This is a genomic window from Bacillus sp. USDA818B3_A (assembly GCF_009928415.1).
Taxonomy (GTDB): Bacteria; Bacillota; Bacilli; order Bacillales; family Cytobacillaceae; genus Neobacillus.
On record NZ_JAABNN010000011.1, the window covers coordinates 1 to 20,102 of the forward strand.

At 41.1% G+C, this 20,102-nt stretch carries 18 protein-coding genes, 1 tRNA gene and 1 rRNA gene; 7 read left to right on the plus strand and 13 right to left on the minus strand.

From position 1 onward, the window contains the following. Nucleotides 1-520: ribosomal RNA gene (locus GXK58_RS16965) — 16S ribosomal RNA — on the minus strand; the annotation flags it as partial. Between the two features lie 375 nt (nt 521-895). On the opposite strand from GXK58_RS16965, the gene GXK58_RS16970 reads away from it, so the two are divergent. From GXK58_RS16970 to GXK58_RS16985, 4 genes are all read left to right on the plus strand, one after another. Beyond that, nucleotides 896-1,591 carry an MgtC/SapB family protein gene (locus tag GXK58_RS16970; RefSeq protein ID WP_160724358.1) on the plus strand — a complete coding sequence of 232 codons (696 nt, stop codon included), beginning with the start codon at nt 896-898 and terminating at the stop codon, nt 1,589-1,591. 68 nt (nt 1,592-1,659) lie between these two features. Next, nucleotides 1,660-1,732: transfer RNA gene (locus GXK58_RS16975), tRNA-Ala, on the plus strand. 264 nt (nt 1,733-1,996) lie between these two features. Then, nucleotides 1,997-2,326 (plus strand): DUF485 domain-containing protein, encoded by a 330-nt coding sequence (locus tag GXK58_RS16980; RefSeq protein ID WP_160724359.1) that lies wholly within the window; start codon nt 1,997-1,999, stop codon nt 2,324-2,326. Further along, nucleotides 2,323-3,861, plus strand: a complete 1,539-nt coding sequence (locus GXK58_RS16985) for a sodium:solute symporter family transporter (protein ID WP_160724360.1) — start codon at nt 2,323-2,325, stop codon at nt 3,859-3,861. Before GXK58_RS16980 ends, GXK58_RS16985 begins: the two co-directional genes overlap by 4 nt. A 39-nt stretch (nt 3,862-3,900) precedes the next feature. On the opposite strand, the gene GXK58_RS16990 is transcribed toward GXK58_RS16985, so the two are convergent. Further along, entirely contained in the window at nt 3,901-5,319 is a 1,419-nt protein-coding gene (locus tag GXK58_RS16990; protein WP_160724361.1) for a DEAD/DEAH box helicase, read from the minus strand. Between the two features lie 194 nt (nt 5,320-5,513). On the opposite strand from GXK58_RS16990, the gene GXK58_RS16995 reads away from it, so the two are divergent. Continuing rightward, nucleotides 5,514-6,089 carry an RBBP9/YdeN family alpha/beta hydrolase gene (locus GXK58_RS16995; protein ID WP_237389703.1) on the plus strand — a complete coding sequence of 192 codons (576 nt, stop codon included), beginning with the start codon at nt 5,514-5,516 and terminating at the stop codon, nt 6,087-6,089. A 121-nt stretch (nt 6,090-6,210) separates the two neighbouring features. Next, a complete protein-coding gene (locus tag GXK58_RS17000; RefSeq protein WP_160724363.1) occupies nt 6,211-7,113 on the plus strand; it encodes a selenium metabolism-associated LysR family transcriptional regulator in 903 nt (300 codons plus the stop codon). A gap of 41 nt (nt 7,114-7,154) precedes the next feature. Here the strand turns inward: GXK58_RS17000 and GXK58_RS17005 are convergent, their stop codons facing one another. The 11 genes from GXK58_RS17005 to GXK58_RS17055 form a co-directional block, all read right to left on the minus strand. Further along, a complete protein-coding gene (locus GXK58_RS17005; RefSeq protein WP_160724364.1) occupies nt 7,155-8,654 on the minus strand; it encodes an acyl-CoA synthetase in 1,500 nt (499 codons plus the stop codon). Between the two features lie 124 nt (nt 8,655-8,778). Continuing rightward, nucleotides 8,779-9,672 carry an intracellular short-chain-length polyhydroxyalkanoate depolymerase gene (gene phaZ, locus GXK58_RS17010; RefSeq protein WP_160724365.1) on the minus strand — a complete coding sequence of 298 codons (894 nt, stop codon included), beginning with the start codon at nt 9,670-9,672 and terminating at the stop codon, nt 8,779-8,781. Continuing rightward, complete coding sequence (locus tag GXK58_RS17015; RefSeq protein WP_160724366.1) at nt 9,672-10,682, minus strand: 3-oxoacyl-ACP synthase; 1,011 nt, start codon at nt 10,680-10,682, stop codon at nt 9,672-9,674. Before GXK58_RS17015 ends, phaZ begins: the two co-directional genes overlap by 1 nt. An 18-nt stretch (nt 10,683-10,700) precedes the next feature. Beyond that, the gene (locus GXK58_RS17020) at nt 10,701-10,874 is read right to left on the minus strand and encodes a hypothetical protein (protein ID WP_160724367.1); all 174 of its coding nucleotides are present in this window, start codon (nt 10,872-10,874) and stop codon (nt 10,701-10,703) included. A gap of 16 nt (nt 10,875-10,890) precedes the next feature. Continuing rightward, nucleotides 10,891-11,865 (minus strand): branched-chain amino acid ABC transporter permease, encoded by a 975-nt coding sequence (locus GXK58_RS17025; protein ID WP_160724449.1) that lies wholly within the window; start codon nt 11,863-11,865, stop codon nt 10,891-10,893. 10 nt (nt 11,866-11,875) lie between these two features. Continuing rightward, nucleotides 11,876-12,754: a branched-chain amino acid ABC transporter permease gene (locus tag GXK58_RS17030; protein WP_160724368.1), complete on the minus strand. Its 879-nt coding sequence runs from the start codon at nt 12,752-12,754 to the stop codon at nt 11,876-11,878. An 18-nt stretch (nt 12,755-12,772) separates the two neighbouring features. Continuing rightward, nucleotides 12,773-13,480 (minus strand): ABC transporter ATP-binding protein, encoded by a 708-nt coding sequence (locus GXK58_RS17035; RefSeq protein WP_160724369.1) that lies wholly within the window; start codon nt 13,478-13,480, stop codon nt 12,773-12,775. Further along, a complete protein-coding gene (locus tag GXK58_RS17040) occupies nt 13,458-14,231 on the minus strand; it encodes an ABC transporter ATP-binding protein (RefSeq protein WP_160724370.1) in 774 nt (257 codons plus the stop codon). Before GXK58_RS17040 ends, GXK58_RS17035 begins: the two co-directional genes overlap by 23 nt. An 82-nt stretch (nt 14,232-14,313) precedes the next feature. Further along, a complete protein-coding gene (locus tag GXK58_RS17045) occupies nt 14,314-15,489 on the minus strand; it encodes a substrate-binding domain-containing protein (RefSeq protein WP_160724450.1) in 1,176 nt (391 codons plus the stop codon). A 178-nt stretch (nt 15,490-15,667) separates the two neighbouring features. Beyond that, on the minus strand, nt 15,668-18,916 hold the full coding sequence (locus GXK58_RS17050; protein WP_160724371.1) for a BTAD domain-containing putative transcriptional regulator: 3,249 nt from the start codon (nt 18,914-18,916) through the stop codon (nt 15,668-15,670). A 95-nt stretch (nt 18,917-19,011) separates the two neighbouring features. Next, nucleotides 19,012-19,764 (minus strand): SDR family NAD(P)-dependent oxidoreductase, encoded by a 753-nt coding sequence (locus GXK58_RS17055; RefSeq protein WP_160724372.1) that lies wholly within the window; start codon nt 19,762-19,764, stop codon nt 19,012-19,014. Between the two features lie 158 nt (nt 19,765-19,922). On the opposite strand from GXK58_RS17055, the gene GXK58_RS27050 reads away from it, so the two are divergent. Continuing rightward, complete coding sequence (locus GXK58_RS27050; RefSeq protein WP_202171387.1) at nt 19,923-20,066, plus strand: hypothetical protein; 144 nt, start codon at nt 19,923-19,925, stop codon at nt 20,064-20,066. Nucleotides 20,067-20,102: the final 36 nt, after the last annotated feature.

Genomic DNA, 20,102 nt, shown 5'->3' on the forward strand with positions numbered 1-20,102 from the left:
GTAGTTAGCCGTGGCTTTCTGGTTAGGTACCGTCAAGGTACCGGCAGTTACTCCGATACTTGTTCTTCCCTAACAACAGAGCTTTACGACCCGAAGGCCTTCATCGCTCACGCGGCGTTGCTCCATCAGACTTTCGTCCATTGTGGAAGATTCCCTACTGCTGCCTCCCGTAGGAGTCTGGGCCGTGTCTCAGTCCCAGTGTGGCCGATCACCCTCTCAGGTCGGCTACGCATCGTCGCCTTGGTGAGCCGTTACCTCACCAACTAGCTAATGCGCCGCGGGCCCATCTGTAAGTGTCAGCCGAAACCGACTTTCAGCTTCTCCTCATGAGAGGAAAAGAATTATCCGGTATTAGCACCGGTTTCCCGGTGTTATCCCAGTCTTACAGGCAGGTTGCCCACGTGTTACTCACCCGTCCGCCGCTAACCACCGGGAGCAAGCTCCCAGTGATTCGCTCGACTTGCATGTATTAGGCACGCCGCCAGCGTTCGTCCTGAGCCAGGATCAAACTCTCCAAGAAAGTTGATTAGCTCAAAATGTTACGTTGGCTTCATTTCATAAGAAATGAATAATTATTGTTTGTTGACGTTTTTGTTTGTTTAGTTTTCAAGGAGCACTTTTTTAATATCGCTCAAAAGCGACTTCTCTAATTTAGCACACTCACTAACTTAGTGTCAACAACTTTCTAAAAACTTTTTTTCGTTGTTCGACCAGCTCGTGAGGACGAGATTTAATATATCATGATAATTTATTGTTTGCAATATCTTTTTAAATTTTTTCTAGAAGCTCTAAAAAACAAATGAATTGATTTTCAATGAGGACTTTCTGTTCTTTCTATTTTTCCTTTATATAGTTTAAAATAAAATTACAACTTAAGAATTGGAAGTGAATGCTGATGAGTTCCTCTGATGTCGATATATTGATCAAACTTGGTATTTCTGCTGTTTTCGGTCTAATAATAGGACTAGAACGGGAACTTAAAAGGAAACCAGTTGGCTTGAAAACAAGTTTGGTAATCTCAGTTGTTAGCTGCTTACTTACAATTGTTTCGATTCAATCTGCTTATATGTTTCCTAATACAAATGATGTAAGAATTACGATGGATCCTCTGAGATTAGCAGCACAAATTGTTTCTGGCATAGGTTTTTTAGGTGCTGGAGTCATTTTAAGAAGGGGCAATGATAGTATCTCAGGCTTAACCACAGCGGCAATGATCTGGGGAGCAGCTGGTATTGGTATTGCAGTTGGAGCAGGATTTTATATCGAAGCTTTTGCTGGTGTAGCATTATTGATAATAAGCGTTGAATTAGTCCCATTTCTCATGAAACTGTTTGGTCCAAAACAATTACGAGAAAAAGAAATCTCTCTTCAATTATTTATCAGAGATAAAACACAGATTGAGTCAGCAATCTCTTTTTTAATGGGTAAGAAATATATTATCCGCCGATTAAGAATTAAAGATTTAGATAATGGTGACCATCTAGTACAAATCTTAGTTGCCGTGGATTATCGGAATAGTACTACAGAGGTTTATGCGGCTGTTTCTGAATTAGATGGAGTTAAAAAAGTGGAAATTGAGAGTATTAGTTAGATTTTTTTAATTTCCACTTGCAAGTTTTTTATAATACAGATATAATTTATCTTGTATTAAGGAATTACGGGGGCTTAGCTCAGCTGGGAGAGCGCTTGCATGGCATGCAAGAGGTCGTCGGTTCGATCCCGATAGTCTCCATATTAAAACACCTTTGCGTTTGCAGAGGTGTTTTTTCGCGTTATTCTTCCTGAACTGTCATAAAAATGGTAAAAATATACTATTTTTTTATATTACTATTGCTATTTTAGTTCCATTTTTACTATAATAAAAGCGGAGTTCTAAGTTTTTAGAAAAGTATGAATTTTTATTGAAAGGGGGACAGTTATTTACTTAGTTTTTGCAATTCCTGCTATCTTTCATCCTAAGTATTTGCAAATGTTTATATGAAAGGGGGGCTTCCATATGGAGGCACGGAAAACAATAACTAATAGTGAAATCGATTACAATTCTATTGTTCATTCAACTGCATTTCGAAAATTACTCTCCGAAAAGAAAAGATTTATCATTCCAATCACGATCTTCTTCTTCTGCTTTTATTTTGCACTGCCTATTCTTACTTCCTATACTACTATCTTAAATCACAAGTTTTTCGGCAGCATCACTTGGGCGTGGGTTTTTGCCTTTTTACAATTTGTGATGACTTGGGGATTATGTATGCTTTATTCCAAAAAGGCAGCTAAATTTGACGAACTGGCAAGTGCAGTCGTCCAAGAAGGAGGTAAGAATGCGTGAATACTCCTGCATTTATTATGTTCCAAGGGATTGTTTTTGTAACATTGATTGTTACGTACTATGCTTCTAAAAAAACAAAAAATGCAAGTGAATTCTACACGGCTGGCGGAGGGCTGACAGGGTGGCAAAATGGTATGGCCATTGCTGGGGACTATATGTCAGCAGCCTCATTCCTCGGAATTGCAGGGGCTGTGGCATTGACAGGCTTTGATGGCTTCTTTTATAGCATTGGCTTCCTTGTTGCTTATTTAGTGGTACTTTATCTGGTGGCAGAGCCACTTAGGAATCTCGGCAAATATACATTTGCTGATATGATTGCAGCCCGTTTTGATGCCAAGAAAGTACGCGGCTTTGCCGCTATGAATACGGTCGCCATTTCTATCTTTTATATGATTGCCCAGCTTGTCGGAGCAGGTGCACTTATTAAATTATTATTAGGTATTAACTACACGACCTCCGTTTTAATCGTTGGTGTCTTAATGACTGTCTATGTTATTTTTGGCGGGATGCATGCAACGAGCTGGGTTCAGATCATTAAGGCCATTCTATTAATGGGCGGAACCTTCTTAATTTCAATTATTGTCTTCGCAAAGTTTAATTGGAGTATCCCTGCTATGTTTGATCAAATGAAAACAGCTACTCCCTTAGGAGAATCCTTTTTAAATCCGGGGGTTAAGTACAAAATTGGTCTGGATACTATCTCATTAAATATGGGGTTAGTACTAGGAACTGCCGGACTTCCTCATATTCTTGTTCGTTTCTTCACTGTAAAAGATGCAAAAACAGCCCGCTCCTCAGTAGTTTACGCTACTTGGATTATAGGAATCTTCTATGTCATGACGATTTTCCTCGGTTTTGGGGCTGCCGCCTTTGTTGGGAATTCGGAAATTGTCGCAGCAAACCCTGCAGGCAATATGGCCGCACCACTTTTAGCCAAAGCGGTTGGCGGAAATATGATGTTTGCTTTTATTTCAGCTGTTGCGTTCGCAACAATTCTTGCTGTTGTAGCAGGGCTTGTTTTAACAGCAGCTTCTGCTTTTGCCCATGATTTTTATAATGAAATCCTACGGAAAGGAAAGGCATCAGAAAAGCAGCAGGTCAGTATGGCCCGGTGGGCAGCAATTGGCGTTTCTGTCATTTCCATAATTCTCGCTTTAGGTGCTCAAACTCTTAATGTCGCCTTCCTTGTATCTCTAGCCTTTGCCGTAGCTGCGAGCGCGAACTTACCGGTTATTATATACACCATTTATTGGAAACGATTTAATACCACCGGTGCTGTCTGGGCCATGCTCGTTGGTTTAATTTCTGCGATAGGGTTAGTACTTATTAGTCCGAATGTTTTTAGTCCTGAGGCAGGAAAAGCGATCTTTGTTGGGAACCCTATTTTCCCTTATACTACTCCAGGGATCGTGTCCATACCACTTGGATTCATTGCAGGATATTTAGGAACCATCTTCTCTAGACAAAAAGCAGATGTTAAAAAGTTTGAAGAAGTTCTAGTAAAGTCCAATACCGGAATTGGAATTCGCGGATAACAAAAGGGGACTGATGTGTGCATCAGTCCCCTTCTGTTTCTACCTGTTTCTGTTACTTCTAACTCTGCCTGTTTTACCACTACTTCTATTTGAATTACTCGAAACAGCTTCGTTAGTCCGTTGCCGGCTGCGATTCTTCGGGCCACTGCCACTAGATAGCTTGGCCGTTTCCTTCTTAGCTCCTCTCGCTGTCCCCTTATCCCGCCTATTATTATCGTTCTTATTTTTCGAACGGTCATTCTTCTGTCTATTCTCTCTATCTCTTCCTTCATCACGAGTTTTTCCTTGAGAATCACGCCGACTTGCCCGATTATCCCCTTTAGAACTCTCTTTTTCCCTTTTGGCATTTCCGTCATCTTGTTTATGGATAGTAATGGATAGTTCTTTTTCAATTTCCTCTAGTGCTTGCTGGTCTGCTGATGAAAATAACGTAACCGCCAGTCCAGTCATTCCAGCTCTTCCTGTCCGTCCAATCCGGTGGACGTAACTTTCAGCATCTTGAGGGATGTCATAATTAAAGACATGGGTAATTCCTTCGATATCCAGACCTCTAGCCGCAACATCAGTAGCGACTAACAATTGAATTTCGGCCTCCCTAAATCGTTTCATGACTTGTTCCCGTTTGGCTTGTGACAAGTCGCCATGCAGCTCATCACACGAAAATCCATATGCTTTTAAAGCATCAAATAATTTACTTACCCTTCGTTTCGTCCGGCAAAAAATAACAGCGAGGAACGGACGATAGGTTTCAATTAAGTGAATGAGTGCGGCTTGTTTTGCCCTGTCTGTTGTGTGAATCGCTAATTGCTTCACAGTTACTGCAGGGCCTTGCGTTTTTTCAATCTGAATGAATTCAGGGCTCTGCATATGTTGTGCTGCCAATTTTCTTACTTCCGGTGGAATCGTAGCTGAAAATAACAATGTTTGCCTAGTTGCAGGAGTTTCCTTTATTATTTCTTCTACCTCACCAAGAAAGCCAATGTGGAGCATTTGGTCAGCTTCATCTAACACAAGAAACTGAATTTCCCCCAAATGAATTGTTTCTCTTCGAATATGGTCTAATAATCTCCCTGGAGTTCCCACTACAATTTGGGGATTTCTCCTTAATTTTTTCAGCTGTTTAGCAACGTCTTGACCTCCGTACACGGCTAGAACAGCTAACCCTTCGATATGGACAATTAATTTTTCAATTTCCTCTGTAATTTGTAAAGCCAATTCCCTTGTAGGGGCAACGATGAGAGCCTGTACATGGGAAGCGTTTCGATCTATTTTTTCTAAAATGGGCAAGATAAAAGCAAACGTTTTTCCCGTCCCCGTCTGCGCCTGGGCAATTACGTCTCTTCTTTTTAACACCAATGGGATTGCTTGTTTTTGAATCGGTGTTGGAACAGCTACACCAGAAGCCCGCAATGGGTCCACTATTACTTTTGAAATGCCTAACGAAAAGAAATCTTGCAAAACTACCCCTACTTTCTTATTTTCTTATTCGTTAATATTGATGGTTTACCGCATGAATTGCAAATATGCACGCTCATTTACAGTAAAATCAGCAAAACATCTGTTGCCATTTCAACTTAAAAGCATTATAATTCTAAATAATACCAACTTATTCAATCGGAATAATGTATTTTATTTTTTAAAGGAGGGATATGATGAATCAACAACATTTTCTCATTATCCATGGATTAAACGGGAGCGGACATGATCATTGGCAAACATGGCTGGCCGACACCCTAATACAAAATAACTACCGAGTAAGCTATCCAACCTTCTCAGCTTTTCACGAACCAGATCTCAACGTCTGGGTACAGGAACTGCATAGGGCCATTCAAGCGATACCTGCCAATTCCGAACTGACCGTCATCACTCATAGTCTCGGCTGTCTGCTCTGGCTTCATTATACATCGACTCAGAATAAAAAATTAGCTAAGCGTGTAATCCTCGTTGCTCCGCCATCTCCAGCCATTAGGCTTAAAGAAGCAGAAACTTTTTTTCCTGTACCTTTAAATAGCCGACACTTGTCCAGAACTGCCGAGGAAATTTTGTTTATCCACTCTAATAATGATCCATATTGCAATATGGACGATGCGGGTAACTATTTAAACATGGATCACCCTTCCATTGTTTTACCTAATGCAGGTCACATCAATCCGGAATCCGGGCATGGAAAGTGGCCGTCCATCCTTGATTTAACCCTATCAAATAAATTAGCGCTAGTAAGTAACTAAGGAGTGATATTCATCATCACTCCTTTTTTATATGCTTTTATAAGTGCTGATCTTTATGCTAAGCTATTATCTAGATTATCTATTATTAACTATCGATTATTTCAATTAGGGAGAAAAAAGAATGGATTTACATCAACTCTATGTTTTTACGAAAGTTGTTGAACATAAAAGTTTTTCTAAAGCAGCGGAAGATATCTTTTTGAGCCAATCAACGGTTAGTTCACATATTCAAGGACTTGAAAAAACATTAGGTGTGAAATTATTTGATCGCGTGGGCAGGGAAAGTTTTCTCACCCCACATGGCGAACGCCTTTATCATTGGGCCTTGAAGCTTTTACTGCTTAAAGACCAGGCATTACTTGATTTGAAAGAGGGGATGACCTCGCTCAGAGGAATCATTCGAATAGCAGCCAGTTCTGTTCCTGGGCAGTTTATGGTTCCACGAATGATTAAACAATTTAGAGAACGATATCCTGAGGTAATCTTTCATATAAACCAGTCTTCCTCCAAGCATGTGGCCGAAAGGGTCTTAAATGGCTCGGTAGATTTAGGAATATTAGGCCAAAAATATGAGGACGATAAACTTTGCTATATCCCTTTATTAAAGGAAAAACTTGTCCTTGTTACTTCCAATGAATTTAGTATAAAGGAACCTGTAAGCATAAGTGATATCCTGCAATATCCGTTTATCATGAGAAATTCCGATTCAGGAACCAATGCCTTACTAGAAAGGTTCTTGAAAAATAGCGATATTACTAAGGACCAGTTAAAAGTGGTTTCGTATATCGAGGACGGACAGAGCTTAATCCAAATGGTAATTGAAAAGGTCGGGATCTCGATTATTTCAGAAACGGCCGCACAGGAATACTCCCGCCATAAAATGCTAAAGTGGTATAACATTCAAGACTTTAACGATGAACGTTTTTTTTACCTTGTCTACAATATTAATAAGACGCAATCAATTGTTTCAAAATTGTTTATCGACAGTGCAGCTGAGTTACTAGAGCCGCTAAAAATGAATTAAAAGTCAGGAAATAGAGAGGCAGAACGTTTTGTTCTCCCTCTTTATTTGTTGTTCCCTATTTGTTGCAGTTTCTTTTTATCAATTTTTCCAACATGAGTTTTCGGGAGTTCCTCTAATCGGATAAACTTTTTGGGTATCTTATAACGGCCTAATTTAGATTCACAAAAGGTTAATAATTCTTGGTCTTCTAATGCAGCAAATGGTTTTAGTGCAATAAAAGCAGCTACAATCTCCCCCCATTTTTCATCAGGAAGTCCAATGACTGCAGCTTCACTAACCGCTGAATGAGCAGCGAGCCACTGCTCTATTTCAAGTGGATAAACATTTTCTCCCCCAGTAATAATCATATCCTTCGTTCGGCCGACAATATAAAAATAACCATCTTCATCCTGTTTCGCTAAATCACCTGTATGAATCCACCCCTCTTTTACGGTTTCCGCCGTCGCTTGTTCCTGGTTCCAATAAAACGAAAATGAATGTTTTCCTTTTATTAAAATTTCTCCTACTTCATTTGTCTTTGGTTCACAGCCATCCGATTTCAGTAATTTAACCGAATTAAACAACATCGGCTTCCCAACAGAACCGCGTCTGACATTTGCCTCCTCTGGACTGATATAAAAATTGTTCGGACCAGCTTCCGTCAGACCATACCCTTCCTTAAAAGCTAATTTTTTTTTATAAAAAGCCTCATAAATTTGGAGCGGGCAAGGAGCGGCTCCAGACAGGAATACTTTCATATGAGGAAAGCTGTTCTTTTGAAACTCATCGGTTTGAATCATTGTATGATACATGGTCGGGACGAGGAGAACAATTGTACAGCGATATTTCTCAAGTGAATCCACAGCTTTTGATCCATCAAAGGCGCCCCCTATTACTACGGTCCCGCCACTCAATAAAATTGGGATACTTAAAGCATTGAGTCCCCCGGTATGAAACATGGGCAAATAGTTAATCGTGGTATCATCCTTTGAAAGCCCCCAGCTGACGATGGTGTTGATGGAATTCCACAAGATGGATTGATGGCTCAAGACCACGCCCTTTGGTCTTCCAGTGGTACCGCCGGTATAAATGATTGCTAATGGATCTGAATCAAGTATCTGTTCTTTAAACACAGGACGAATTGGATAGGAAGCCATTTCCTCATAGTTTTCCTCTCCAACTAAAAAGGAACTTAAGTTATCACTCGTTAAGCCCGATGTCAGATGTTCAAATTCTTGATGGATTCCGATTAAGACTGGGGTACAATCCGCTAAGATGTCTTTTAATTCATACTCTGATAAACGCCAATTCAACGGCACAAAGATGGCCCCTAATTTTCCACAGGCAAATAATAAATCTAAATAGCTAATATGATTAGGCGATACTAGGGCAATTCGATCGCCCTTTCTAATCCCCCGGTCAAAAAGCCAGGCCGCTATAGCACATGCGCGATGATTTAACTCTGCGTAGGTCCATGCATTGTCTTGATCCTCTTCAATAATGGCGTTCTTATTAGGAGTCAGTCTTGCTCTGTGCTCTAGCCAATCCAATTCCCACCTCACCGGACAATCTCTCCTTTTTAAGTAAATTCGCTAGCTCCATTTTACACTCTTTCAGTTACAGCGGAGTTACAGCAAGGATTATTAACGGAAACATAAAAAAACGACCCTGTAAGGCCGTCCTTGCTCATTCAAGAAAATCAGTTATTGCAGATAACAATTGCGGCAAATCATCCACCAGCGGGGAATGCCCGCAATTCTTTAATTCAATAAACTTCGCTTTTTCTCCTAAATCCGCTACGAGTTCCTTCGTCATTTCCGCTGTTACCACATAATCACGCTCTCCGCGCAAAACAAGGACTGGAACATGAATGTCATCCACCTTCCCATTGCCTTCTACAAGCCCGTTATGGTGATGGCTGATATTAAAGGTGTTATTGGAATGATGTACTTCCGCTAAGTTTCGCTGCGTTCTCATATCTTGTAAATATTCCTCATAAAGATCTGGTGACGGCTGCTTATGAGTATAAATGACCGAGTTCCAAATCAACCTCAACAATTCGGTATTATTGGTGTGATAGGCTGTCTGCACTGGAATCGTTTTGGTTACATCTTTTTTAATGTCTGCATGTGTGGTAAAGCGTCTCGGCTCATCGGTCTCATTTATTTTTCCTTCAAAAGGATAACCTCTCGTTGATTCGGATGCTAGTAAAATAAGCTTATTGCAGCAGCCAGGATAATCCGCTGCAAATTGCATCGACACCGCACCGCCTGTAGACCATCCTACGATGGCAAAATCCCTGATTCCGATAGCATCCACGAATAGCTTTACATCATCAGAAAAGTCCTTGATGGACATGACTGGGTTGTTATAAGTTGACTGGCCAAAGCCGCGTAAATCTACCGCATACACCTTATATTTGGAATCGATATTTTCATAGACTAAATCCCAGTGCTTCGAAGAGGTCATGTTTCCATGAATCAACAAAACCTTCTGTTCACCGCCCTCTCTTTCTCGATAGGACAGTGTCTCCCCATTTGATAAATGTACCTCTTTCATTGATATGTTCACCACGTCCATCACCCTTTCCCCCATTTGATTGCAGTTGCTCCCCAGGCATAACCAATGCCTGCACTTACCAGCACGACTAGGTCTCCATCCTTTACTTTTCCTTCATTAAGGGCAAGTTCTAAGGACAATATCTGATCAATCTGTCCGATATGGCCATAATCCTCCAGATAAATCGATTGTTCCTCGGACAATCCCAGCTCCCTTAAAACATATTCATGAGCCGATCTTTTCATGTGAAGGATGGCTAAATACGAGATATCTTTTTCTTTGAAACCACTTTTACGTACGGCTTCCCTAATCACTCTCAAAAAGTTAGCCATCGATTTTTGTTCTAGACGAGCCTTCATTCCTTCCGGGTCGAGAACATCGAGCCTATTTTTCCGCTGCTCAATCGCCTCCTTCGTAATCGGATTTTTCGTCCCTCCAGCAACCACGACCACATCCTCTGAAAAAGAACCATCCGTAATTAGTTTGGTATCTAACACAATATTTTCACTGTGATTTTTTTTCAAAAGAACCGCTCCGCCGCCAGCACCAAGGTTATACATAAAACGGGTCCTAGGATTCTGATAATCAATAAAATCAACGTTGCGATACCCCCCGGCAAGCAGTACCGTTTCAATATCAGGGTCAGCTATCATAAGACTTTTGGCGACTTTTAATGCCATAACAGTTGTCCCGCAACGTAAAGCCACATCAAAAGCCCAGGCATTTCTTGCACCAATCTCTTCCTGGAGCTTAATTCCTGCAGTCCAGAGGGGATATTCCTTATGTTCTTCTCCTATATAAATAACAAGATCAATCTCCAGCGGATCAATCCCAGCTTTATCTAAAGCTCGTTTGGCTGCAAAAATCCCCATTTCACAGGTATGGTCATTCCTTCCAGGGACATACTTTTTCTTTATACCCATTTTTTCTTCCACAACAGGAACAGGGAGATCCGCCAATAGGGCAATCTGTTCACCCGTTATATAGTCCTCTGGCAGATAAATTCCCGTACTAACTATTCCAATCTTCACCCCTTACACCTCCTTACCTTACACTTGATCAACCATATCCTTCATGTATTCAAGCGCATCCTCGATTTTTTCAAATAAGGTTTCTCTTTCCTCTTGAACATAGGTAATCTTAATCCTCCATTGCTTTTTACCGCTATCTTCTTCGACTCCTTCTAATTGAAACCGGACAACGAAGGATGCAATCTGTTTCATCGTAGTGATCTCCTCCTTATCCAGCTGCTTTTTCTTTACTTTTAACCGCAGACTGTTTTTTCCGTTTCCATGTGAAGGTACTTAACGTGCCGACAATCCCTTTTGGGAAGAACATGACAACTAAAATATAAATAATGCCGAAGAAAATAATCCAGCGTTCAAAGAACACATGCTCCTTGGCAAGTTCCGTCAGCCAGTCATGGGCAAACTCAATGACCCCTGCCCCAATGATGGCCCCTACTAAAGTGCCGACCCCGCCGATGATTGTCATTAATAAGGCATCTAAGGTAATATCCATGGAAAATACACTTGTATTTACATATCTTAGTGATATGGCATATAAAATTCCTGCTATGCCCGCCAATACTCCGGAAACGACACTTGCCGCAATTTTATAGTGCAGCACTTGATATCCTAAAGATTCGGTTCGCTGTTCATTTTCTCTGATTGCTTGCAGAACCCGGCCAAGAGGGGAATTGGTAAATTGTTTCAATAATAAAAATACAACAACCATGAGAACCAAGCAAAGCCAATAGAAATGAGTCCGGTCGATAAACACTTCAGGAACACGAAAGGTAAATCCGTCATTGCCATACGTCATCCCCCGCCATTTTTCTGCTAGGACTAAAAAAAGCCCAGATAGCGATAAAGTTAACATTGCATAGAAATGACTTTTGAGGCGAAGCGTCAACAAGCCGACCATAAAGCTTACCAGTGCAGTCAGGGCAATTGTTGACAATATGGCTATGAAAAAGTATGGCATAGTTGGTTCAAATTTTTTCATAAAGATTCCTATTGAGTACGCGCCAATCCCAAAAAACATCGCATGGCCAAATGAAACAATTCCCGTAAAACCCAATAACAGATCATAACTCATCGCAAAGATGGAGAAAACAAATATCTGGGTTAATAAAATAAATAGGTTTCTAGAGTCATAAACAAATGGCAGAAGGAGCAGAAAAGCTATAATGACTAGAATGATTGCAGTCATTTTATTGCCTTTAGTGAACACCTTTGCTCACCCCTCCCGCACTGAATAGTCCTTGAGGCCGAATGATTAGTACAATCGCCATTAAAAGCATATTGACTGCGAGTGATAGATCTGGAACATAATAGGCCATGAACGAACCGGATAGCCCTACTAACATAGCAGCTAAAACAGAGCCCTTAAAATTACCCATTCCCCCGATCACCACGACAATAAAGGCTAAGATGGCAAATTCCATTCCCATCCCGGCATGGATGACACCAGAATAAGGCCCAAGCAATACACCGCCGAGAGCTGCCATACCGGAACCAATCATAAACACAAACATAAAAACTTTTTGTATATTAATCCCAAGGGCTTGAACCATTTCCCTATTCATTACCCCTGCCCTAACAACAAGACCGATTTTTGTTTTCTTAAGAATATATTGAATCGCTGCAAAAATAAACAATCCTACTAAAATAATAAAAACACGGTACTTGATTACAATAACGCCGCCCATTTCCCAGCTTCCCTTTAAATACTCTGGAGGCGAGGCTGTCATTTGATTGGGACCCCAAATGACCTTTAGCATTTCGGATAGCACAAGCATAAGGCCAAGGGTGATTAATATTTGCTGTACATGATTTCCATACACTGGTTTAATAATCCACTTTTCGGTAAGCACACCGAGGACAAAGCCTGTAATAATTGCCCCGGCAATGCCAATGATAAAACTGCCGGTCTGCTGGTAAATCCATATCCCACTGTATGCCCCCCATGCGAACAATCCCCCATGGGCAAAATTTAACACGTCCATTAAGCCAAAAATAAGCGTTAACCCGGCTGCCAATAAAAATATCAACATCCCTGTTGCAAGACCATTTAACGTTAGATTTATGAATAAGTCCATCTAGACGGTCCCCCTATCCTACGCAATGCCTAGATATTTTCGTTTCATTTCTTCATCTTCTTTTAACTGTCTCATGGTACCATGATTCACGGTCCGGCCATCATCAATAATGTAATAACCATCACCGATGGTGCTGGCCATCATAAAATTTTGTTCCACTAAGACGATGGTGGTTTGATTTTTTATTTGTAAAATAGATTCCATTACCTTTTCCACCACAATCGGTGCCAATCCCTTACTAGGCTCATCAATTAATAACAATTCGTTCTGATTTACATAGGCTCTAGCAATTGATAACATTTGCTTTTGTCCGCCGCTCAAATATCCCCCGGGTCTTTTCCAGAACCTTTTTAAGTCCGGGAACAAATCTAGAATCCAGTCCATTCGTTTCGCGGTTTCCTCATTTTCCTTTTGAATGGCCACTTTCATGTTTTCTTCAACTGTCAGTCCTGCAAAAATCCCTTGGTCCTCCGGCACATACCCAATCCCTTTTGTTGCAATGGTATAGGTTGGAAGTCCTTGAATGGGTTCTCCCTTAAAAGTAATGCTTCCTTTAGAAGCAGGATTTAACCCCATAATCGTCCGTAAAGTGGTTGTCTTTCCAACCCCATTCCTGCCAAGCAGCACGGTAACCTCACCTTTTTTTACTTGAAGAGAAATCCCTTGAAGAATATGATATTGACCAATATATGTCTCTAATTGATCAAGCTTCAACAGGTCGTTCATCCACATGACCTCCTAAATAGGCAGACTGAACGGTTTCATTTTTCATGATTTCTTCGGGAGTACCATCAGCAAGCAGCCTGCCGTTAAATAAAACCATCACTGAATCTGATAAGTCTAAAATCATATCCATTTTGTGTTCAATGAGGAGGATCGTCCGGCTGCTTTGTTCTTTTACTTTTTTAATTACTTCTAAAATAGCCGGAACTTCTTCTAGTGACATTCCAGCGGTGGGCTCATCCAGTAATAGAACTTCTGTTTCCAGTGCCAGCAGCATAGCAATTTCAAGCTTTCTCTTTTCTCCGTGAGAAAGGTTGACTGCAAGAGAATGCTTTTTTTCATTTAGCAGGACAAGCTTAAGCCACTCACATGCTTTTTCTTCAAACTCTCTGTATTTTTTATAAGAAATCAGCATCTGATAGCGTACACCTGCCTGAGATTGGACCGCCAATCTTACATTTTCTAACACAGTTAGATTGGGAAAAACGTTGGTAATTTGAAAGGAGCGGCCGATTCCTGCACGAGTCCTTAATGTCGGGGAGTATCTAGTAATGTCTTTCCCGCGATAATAGATTTCCCCCTGCGATGGTGCCAGCTGTCCGCTAAGCAGATTAAAGAAGGTGGTTTTCCCTGCACCGTTCGGGCCGATAATACTTTTAAAATGCCTTTCTGGGACCTTAACACTGACAGCATCGACTGCTGTATGGCCCCCAAAGGTAACCGATAAATCTCTCGTTTCCAAAAGAGTCGACATCTCTTCCCACCTCATTTTTTAATAAAACAAGATAAGAGGGTGACCGCCTTTCATCGGCCGAACCCTCATTAAGTCTGAATACTTACTTGTTACGGATTGGCGGTGCCGTTTCTTCAGGGGGTAATTCTCTAATCAAAACCGGCACAGGGTACGGAACTCCATCCTTTTTCTCTAATTTAATTGCATATAACGACTGCAAAGCTTGGTGATCCTCTTTACGGTAGGTCATTTTCCCTTTCGGAGTCTCAAAGCTCATCCCTTCCATCGTACTGATTAACTTATCAGCATCGGTATCTCCATTGGTCTTCTTGATCGCCTCGACAATCGATATCGCTGCACTCATTCCACCAGGTGTAAACAAATCAGGTACATCCCCGTTGAATCTCTTTTTATGCTCGGCCACTAACCAGTCATTAATTTTGTTACTCGGCAGGTCATGGTAATAAACCGTAAAACCTTCCATCCCAATCAGAGGCTCCATGGTTGACAGGGCAGCAATATCCGGTGCACCCGTTGAAATCTTAATGCCCTTTTCCTGGACCTTCATGTCGGACAGCTGCTTCCATGGAGAGTTCGCCCCAGCCCAGACAACAAACAGATAATCAGGCTTAGCATCGATGATTTTCTGAATATTAGAGGTAAAATCAGTTGCCGCTGGGTCAGCATATTCTTCCTTGACGATTTCAGCCCCCAGCTTCTTTGCCGCTTCCTTAAAGGCTGCTACTCCATCCCGTCCAAAGGAATAATCTGGTGCAAGCGTGGCAATTTTCACTCCCTTCTTGGCAATCGCAGCGGCACCCGCAACTGCATCCTGTGAGGAGTTACGTGCCGAATGGAAAATGTACTTATTAAACTCTGAACCTGTAATACTATCAGCAGCAGCAGGTTCGACAACCATTACCTTTTGGTATTCCTCAGCAAGCGGCAGAACCGCTAACGTATCGGCAGAACTTGAAGATCCGACTAAAAAGTCGACTTGATCTTCCTCTAGGAGTTTGGTGGCCTTTTGAACAGCCACTTCAGGTTTTGTTTCTGTATCTTCCACGATAAATTCAATCTTTCTGCCTGCAGCTTCCATCTTTCCATCCGTTGCATAATCCAGTCCCAGCTCAAACCCTCTTAATGTTTGCTTCCCATATGCTTCAAGTGCACCTGTCTTTGAAGCAAGTACGCCAATTTTAATAGGATCTTTCTTTGAATCACCCGTAGGTTTTGATGATGATTTTTCCGAACTGCAGGCGCTTGCGAAAACCATCATAAAAATTAGGAAGCTTAGTAATAACCATCTGCCTTTATACCCCTTCAATTTTCTTCCCCCTTAAGACCTCATTTGTAAAACTTGCTTTTATGATAAGGAATGGAAGTTACATTGGAGTTACAAGCTTTAGAAACAAAAGTCCTGAATGCATGATTAGATAGAAAAAAACAGCCTCATTCTAGGGCTGCTCTAACGATTTCAGTATACTTTCTGATTCAATGATCATTTGAAACATGTGCTTTGTGGGTTCTAATGGGGTTACACCCAATTCTTTTTCTAGTACTTCTGTACACTTTTTATACCATTTTATCGCTTGCGGGCGGTTATTTTTTCGATAAAAGCAGTACATTAGTAAGCGGTAGGCCTCTTCCCAGGTTCGATCACGCGCTAAAATCCTTTCACACCAATTAATGGCGCTGTCATATTTTTCACTTCGAACCATTAATTGGGCCATTTTCTCGGCACCTCTTAAAAAATAAACAGCCATACTCTCTCGTTTACTCATACACCAATCATCATATCGGCGGTCTGGTAGATAATCACCTTGATAGAACGCTAATCCTCTTTCTAGGTAAGGGATTACCTTCTCTGGCTGGATTTCATTTAAGCCTGCTTCAATCCATTCTTTAAATAAAGTAGTGTCCATTTCTAGTACAGCATGTGGATTCCATCCATAAAACATGCCTTCTCTAATGATAAAATAAGGAGCCGCACGCGGTTTACGGTGAGGTTCGAGGACATGGTGAAGGCAATTAAGGGCCACTTTAAAATCACGATCAGCACTTTTTTTCTCCTGATTAGGCCAAAGGATCGCTAGGATCTCATCCTTTGCGATTAACTCCTTTATTGTAAGAAATAATTGAAACAGCTCCTTTGCCTTTTCTCTTTGCCACTCTTTTTCACCTACCTCTTTTTCACCCAGCCATAATTTAAACTGCCCTAGAGTCTGCACGCGAATCGAATAGCCGGGATGTGAATCAAAAGATGTGATTCCCATATCCTGCAGGATTTTCCTAACATAGGCGGTTTGGATCTCTGCCTTCATACATTCAATTAACAATGGTACATAGAGTTGTAAATCTCTTGGACTAAATACAGACCTATGATGGAACAAGAACTCATACTCATGGATCTGTACCAGATTAAGAAAGCTATTGATTTCTTTTTTAAACAACTCGTTCTGTTTATCTAAATGAAAAAAATAAGCCAGCCAAAACTTTGTTAACGTCTGTCCATAGCAGTCCTCACATTGCTCAAACAGCTGATCGGCTGTTTTTAAAAAATCTGAAGCCTTATCAAGCCTTTCATTATAGATGCTTGTGATCCCCATACAGAGGGTGATAAAGGCAGACAGCCACACATCATGGACCTTTTCAGTCTCTTGAATCGCCTTTCTTCCAGACTCTAAGGCCCTTTCAAATTCTCCTCTTGTTCCATATAAAATACACAATCCCATGAGAGGCTCGGCTTTTCCACGGTCAACTTGGAGCTCTTCCATGATTTCTAACGCAGTTTGATAACAACTTTCTGCCAAACTAGAATCATATTTATTTACTATTTGCACGGCATGCCCCATGCGGATCCAGCCGCATGCCTCCATAAAAGGGGCTTTATACTTGATTCCCAGCTGAATTCCGGACTGGGCCAGCTCCTTTGCTTTTAATCCTTCCCCCTTAAAGGCCTCAATCAGCGAGAGTAATAAATCGGTTTCGCGATGGGATTGCGGCAGGGTATTGCCGTTTGGACCGATTAATTCTTCCTTTTTTAAAAGAAGAGCCTTCTTAGCAGCTTCAAACCGGCCTGTTCTTAAGTACAACCTGGCTTCTAAGCTTCCATCCGTAGATGATCCTTTTACATCCTTTGCTTTCTGAATCCATTTTTCTGCCTCTGACGCTTTACCAGCATTTAAAAGATTCTCAGAAAGCAATTGATATAGTTTTCCGTTGTCAGCCGTTAATCCTGTACTTTTTTCCCGGTAGAGTATCGCGTCATATAGTAGTCGTTCAGCACGATGCGGCTGAATGGTATCGAGAAAGATTTTAGCTTTACCCTCTAGCACCATGCTGACGCCCAAATCGTCCCGGTTTTTTTCCGCACCCAAATAAGCCTTATCATAACAGGTCTCCGCCTCTTGATAATGGGAGCGATAACGAAGAATTTCTGCTTTTAGATACCATATAAGATAATAGGGCTCTAGTTCTTCTTCTGAAAGATAGGATAATTGATCGTCCAAGCTTTCGAGCTTCCCGTGTTCAAGCATTTTCAAGCCATTTTCTTGTAAAATGGAACAAATCGCTGACTGGTGATTGATTTTTTTATAATGGTACAGCGCCTTTTCCCATAATTGTTTTCTTTCATAATAACGGGCGCAGCGCTCATGCAGGGACATATAGATAGCGGGATTATTTTTTAGAAGTATAGCTTCTAGAAATTCTTTAAATAATGCATGATAGCGGTAGTGGGTTCGTCCCACCTTTTGAATAAATAGATTGCGGTCTTTAATCTGTTCTAGTAAACTCGAGGCTCCTTGCCATCCAATCACTTCATCACATATTTCTTCCTCTATATCTTCAAAAATCGAAGTTTGTTCAAGGAACTGTTGAATGAGCGGCGGCTGTTTCGAAAAGACTTCCATAACTAGATACTGAAAAAATTCTTGGAGAGATGGAGAGGAATGTTGAAAGATCTCGTTAATATCCTTTTGTAACGGTATTTGCGCGGCAATCATGCAAAGGGCGATAATCCAGCCTTCGGTTTTTTCATAAATAGCTTGTAAATAATCTGGTTCCATCTCCAAGCCATAAAGGTCGGTTAACAAAACTTCGATTTCTTCCATTGTGAGGACTAAATCTTCCTTCGTTATTTCCAATAATTGTCCACACACTTTCATTTTCGTTAAGAGTTTCCAGTTCGGACGGCTCCGGCTTGAAATAACCAAATGTAAATTAGAAGGAATATGCGCTAGGAGTTTTTCCATCCAACTATTAATGGTATAAGAATGTTCAATTTGATGGAAATCATCCAAGATAATTGTCATTTCGGCCTTACACTCGAGAATCTCGTTAATAAAGAGAGAACATAAAATATTTACTTCCTCTTCGCGGATATAACGGTCCAGGTTATCGATATAAACGGATAACTCTGTTCCAAATAAAGGGTTCCTCACTTGAATAGTATGAACCATATAGGAAAGGAAGGTCAGAAGATCATCATCCAAAGACGAGATCGAGTACCAGCATCCAGGCAGTTTCTCGTCGTTTATAAATAAAGCAAGTGCCGTACTCTTTCCAAAACCGGCGCCCGAATGCAGGATGGTCAAAGGATACTCAGGAATCGCTTTCAACTTTCTTGTAAGACCGGCTCTTCTAATAAAATTATCCTTTACCGCAGGAGTCCGAAGTTTTGATTGAATAATTGGCTGCTTCAACGTTCCGCCCTCCTTCCCTTTTTTTCTAATATTTACACTATTTTACCATATTTAGAACAAGCAAAGTAAACTTCTTTTATATAGGGGAAAAGCTGTTATTCCTCTATATAAATCATTTTTCTCGTCATCCCGCCATCAACCACTAAATTGATCCCCGTCACAAAATCATTTTCTGGGCTCGTTAAATAGAGACAGGCCCGCGTGATGTCGCTGGGTTTGCCTACTCGTTTAGATAAATGCTGTTCATGGTCGGCTTTTGAAAGGTCCGCTGTATCTCCATTATGGATCCAGCCGGGTGAAATTGCATTAACTGTGATCCGATCTTGACTAAATGAAGCAGCCAGCGCATGGGTGATGGCAACAATTCCTCCTTTTGACGCTCCATATGCTTCGGAGTTAGGCTCCGACATTAAGGCACGGGTGGAGGCAATGTTCACGATCGCACCGCCGGATGAATTTTTCCGCATAGATCGTGCCGCTTCCCGGGAACACAGAAACACACTGCGCAAATTGGTATTTAGGATATCATCCCACTCCTTCACACTTAACTCATAGGGAGATTTAAATACACTCTTTCCGGCATTATTGATGAGGATATCGACTGTCCCAAAGGTTTGTTTGGCTGTTTTAAAAAGACGGATAATGTCCTGCTCACTCCGGACATCTGTCTGAACGTAAAGGACCTCTCCGCCCTCCCGCTTAATTTCTTCTGCTGTTTGTGCACCTAATTCGCTATCTACATCTGCTAAAACTACCTTTGCACCTTTTTCTGCATAACCCGCTGCCACTCCACGGCCAATTCCTTGCGCAGCACCAGTCACAATGACGACTTTATTTTTAAATTTCAACCTTTTTACCCCCCATTTTTAAGCTCCTGCCTTTTCTTTATAGCATATTTCTGGAAAAGGTAACAAAGCTTTACGATCCGTGGGTAGTTTTTCCAAGTAATAAAACAAGCAATCCAGAAAAAACTAACAAAAATTAATGTTTTAATAGGAGGGTCAAAATGGAAGAAATATGCTTTTATTGTACTGATGAGATTGAGGAAAGGCAACTGCACTATGTTCCATTTGTCAGCTCAAACGAGGAAAGAGAAGAAACACTATGTCATGAATGCTACCAGGAATGGCTGCAGGGGATAAAAGGGTAGTAAGCATGAGCAAAGAAATTCCACCTTATCTAGGCA

Excerpts from the sequence above, each read along its gene's own strand:
- GXK58_RS17040 (WP_160724370.1), bottom strand. The coding sequence starts at position 14,231 with ATGTCGACTCTTTTGGAAACGAGAGATTTATCGGTTACCTTTGGGGGC.
- GXK58_RS17030 (WP_160724368.1), bottom strand. The coding sequence starts at position 12,754 with ATGGACTTATTCATAAATCTAACGTTAAATGGTCTTGCAACAGGGATG.
- phaZ (WP_160724365.1), bottom strand. The coding sequence starts at position 9,672 with ATGGACGTGGTGAACATATCAATGAAAGAGGTACATTTATCAAATGGG.
- GXK58_RS17035 (WP_160724369.1), bottom strand. The coding sequence starts at position 13,480 with ATGAACGACCTGTTGAAGCTTGATCAATTAGAGACATATATTGGTCAA.
- GXK58_RS17020 (WP_160724367.1), bottom strand. The coding sequence starts at position 10,874 with ATGAAACAGATTGCATCCTTCGTTGTCCGGTTTCAATTAGAAGGAGTC.
- GXK58_RS17000 (WP_160724363.1), top strand. The coding sequence starts at position 6,211 with ATGGATTTACATCAACTCTATGTTTTTACGAAAGTTGTTGAACATAAA.
- GXK58_RS16995 (WP_237389703.1), top strand. The coding sequence starts at position 5,514 with ATGAATCAACAACATTTTCTCATTATCCATGGATTAAACGGGAGCGGA.
- GXK58_RS17025 (WP_160724449.1), bottom strand. The coding sequence starts at position 11,865 with ATGACTGCAATCATTCTAGTCATTATAGCTTTTCTGCTCCTTCTGCCA.
- GXK58_RS16970 (WP_160724358.1), top strand. The coding sequence starts at position 896 with ATGAGTTCCTCTGATGTCGATATATTGATCAAACTTGGTATTTCTGCT.
- GXK58_RS16980 (WP_160724359.1), top strand. The coding sequence starts at position 1,997 with ATGGAGGCACGGAAAACAATAACTAATAGTGAAATCGATTACAATTCT.
- GXK58_RS27050 (WP_202171387.1), top strand. The coding sequence starts at position 19,923 with ATGGAAGAAATATGCTTTTATTGTACTGATGAGATTGAGGAAAGGCAA.
- GXK58_RS17045 (WP_160724450.1), bottom strand. The coding sequence starts at position 15,489 with ATGATGGTTTTCGCAAGCGCCTGCAGTTCGGAAAAATCATCATCAAAA.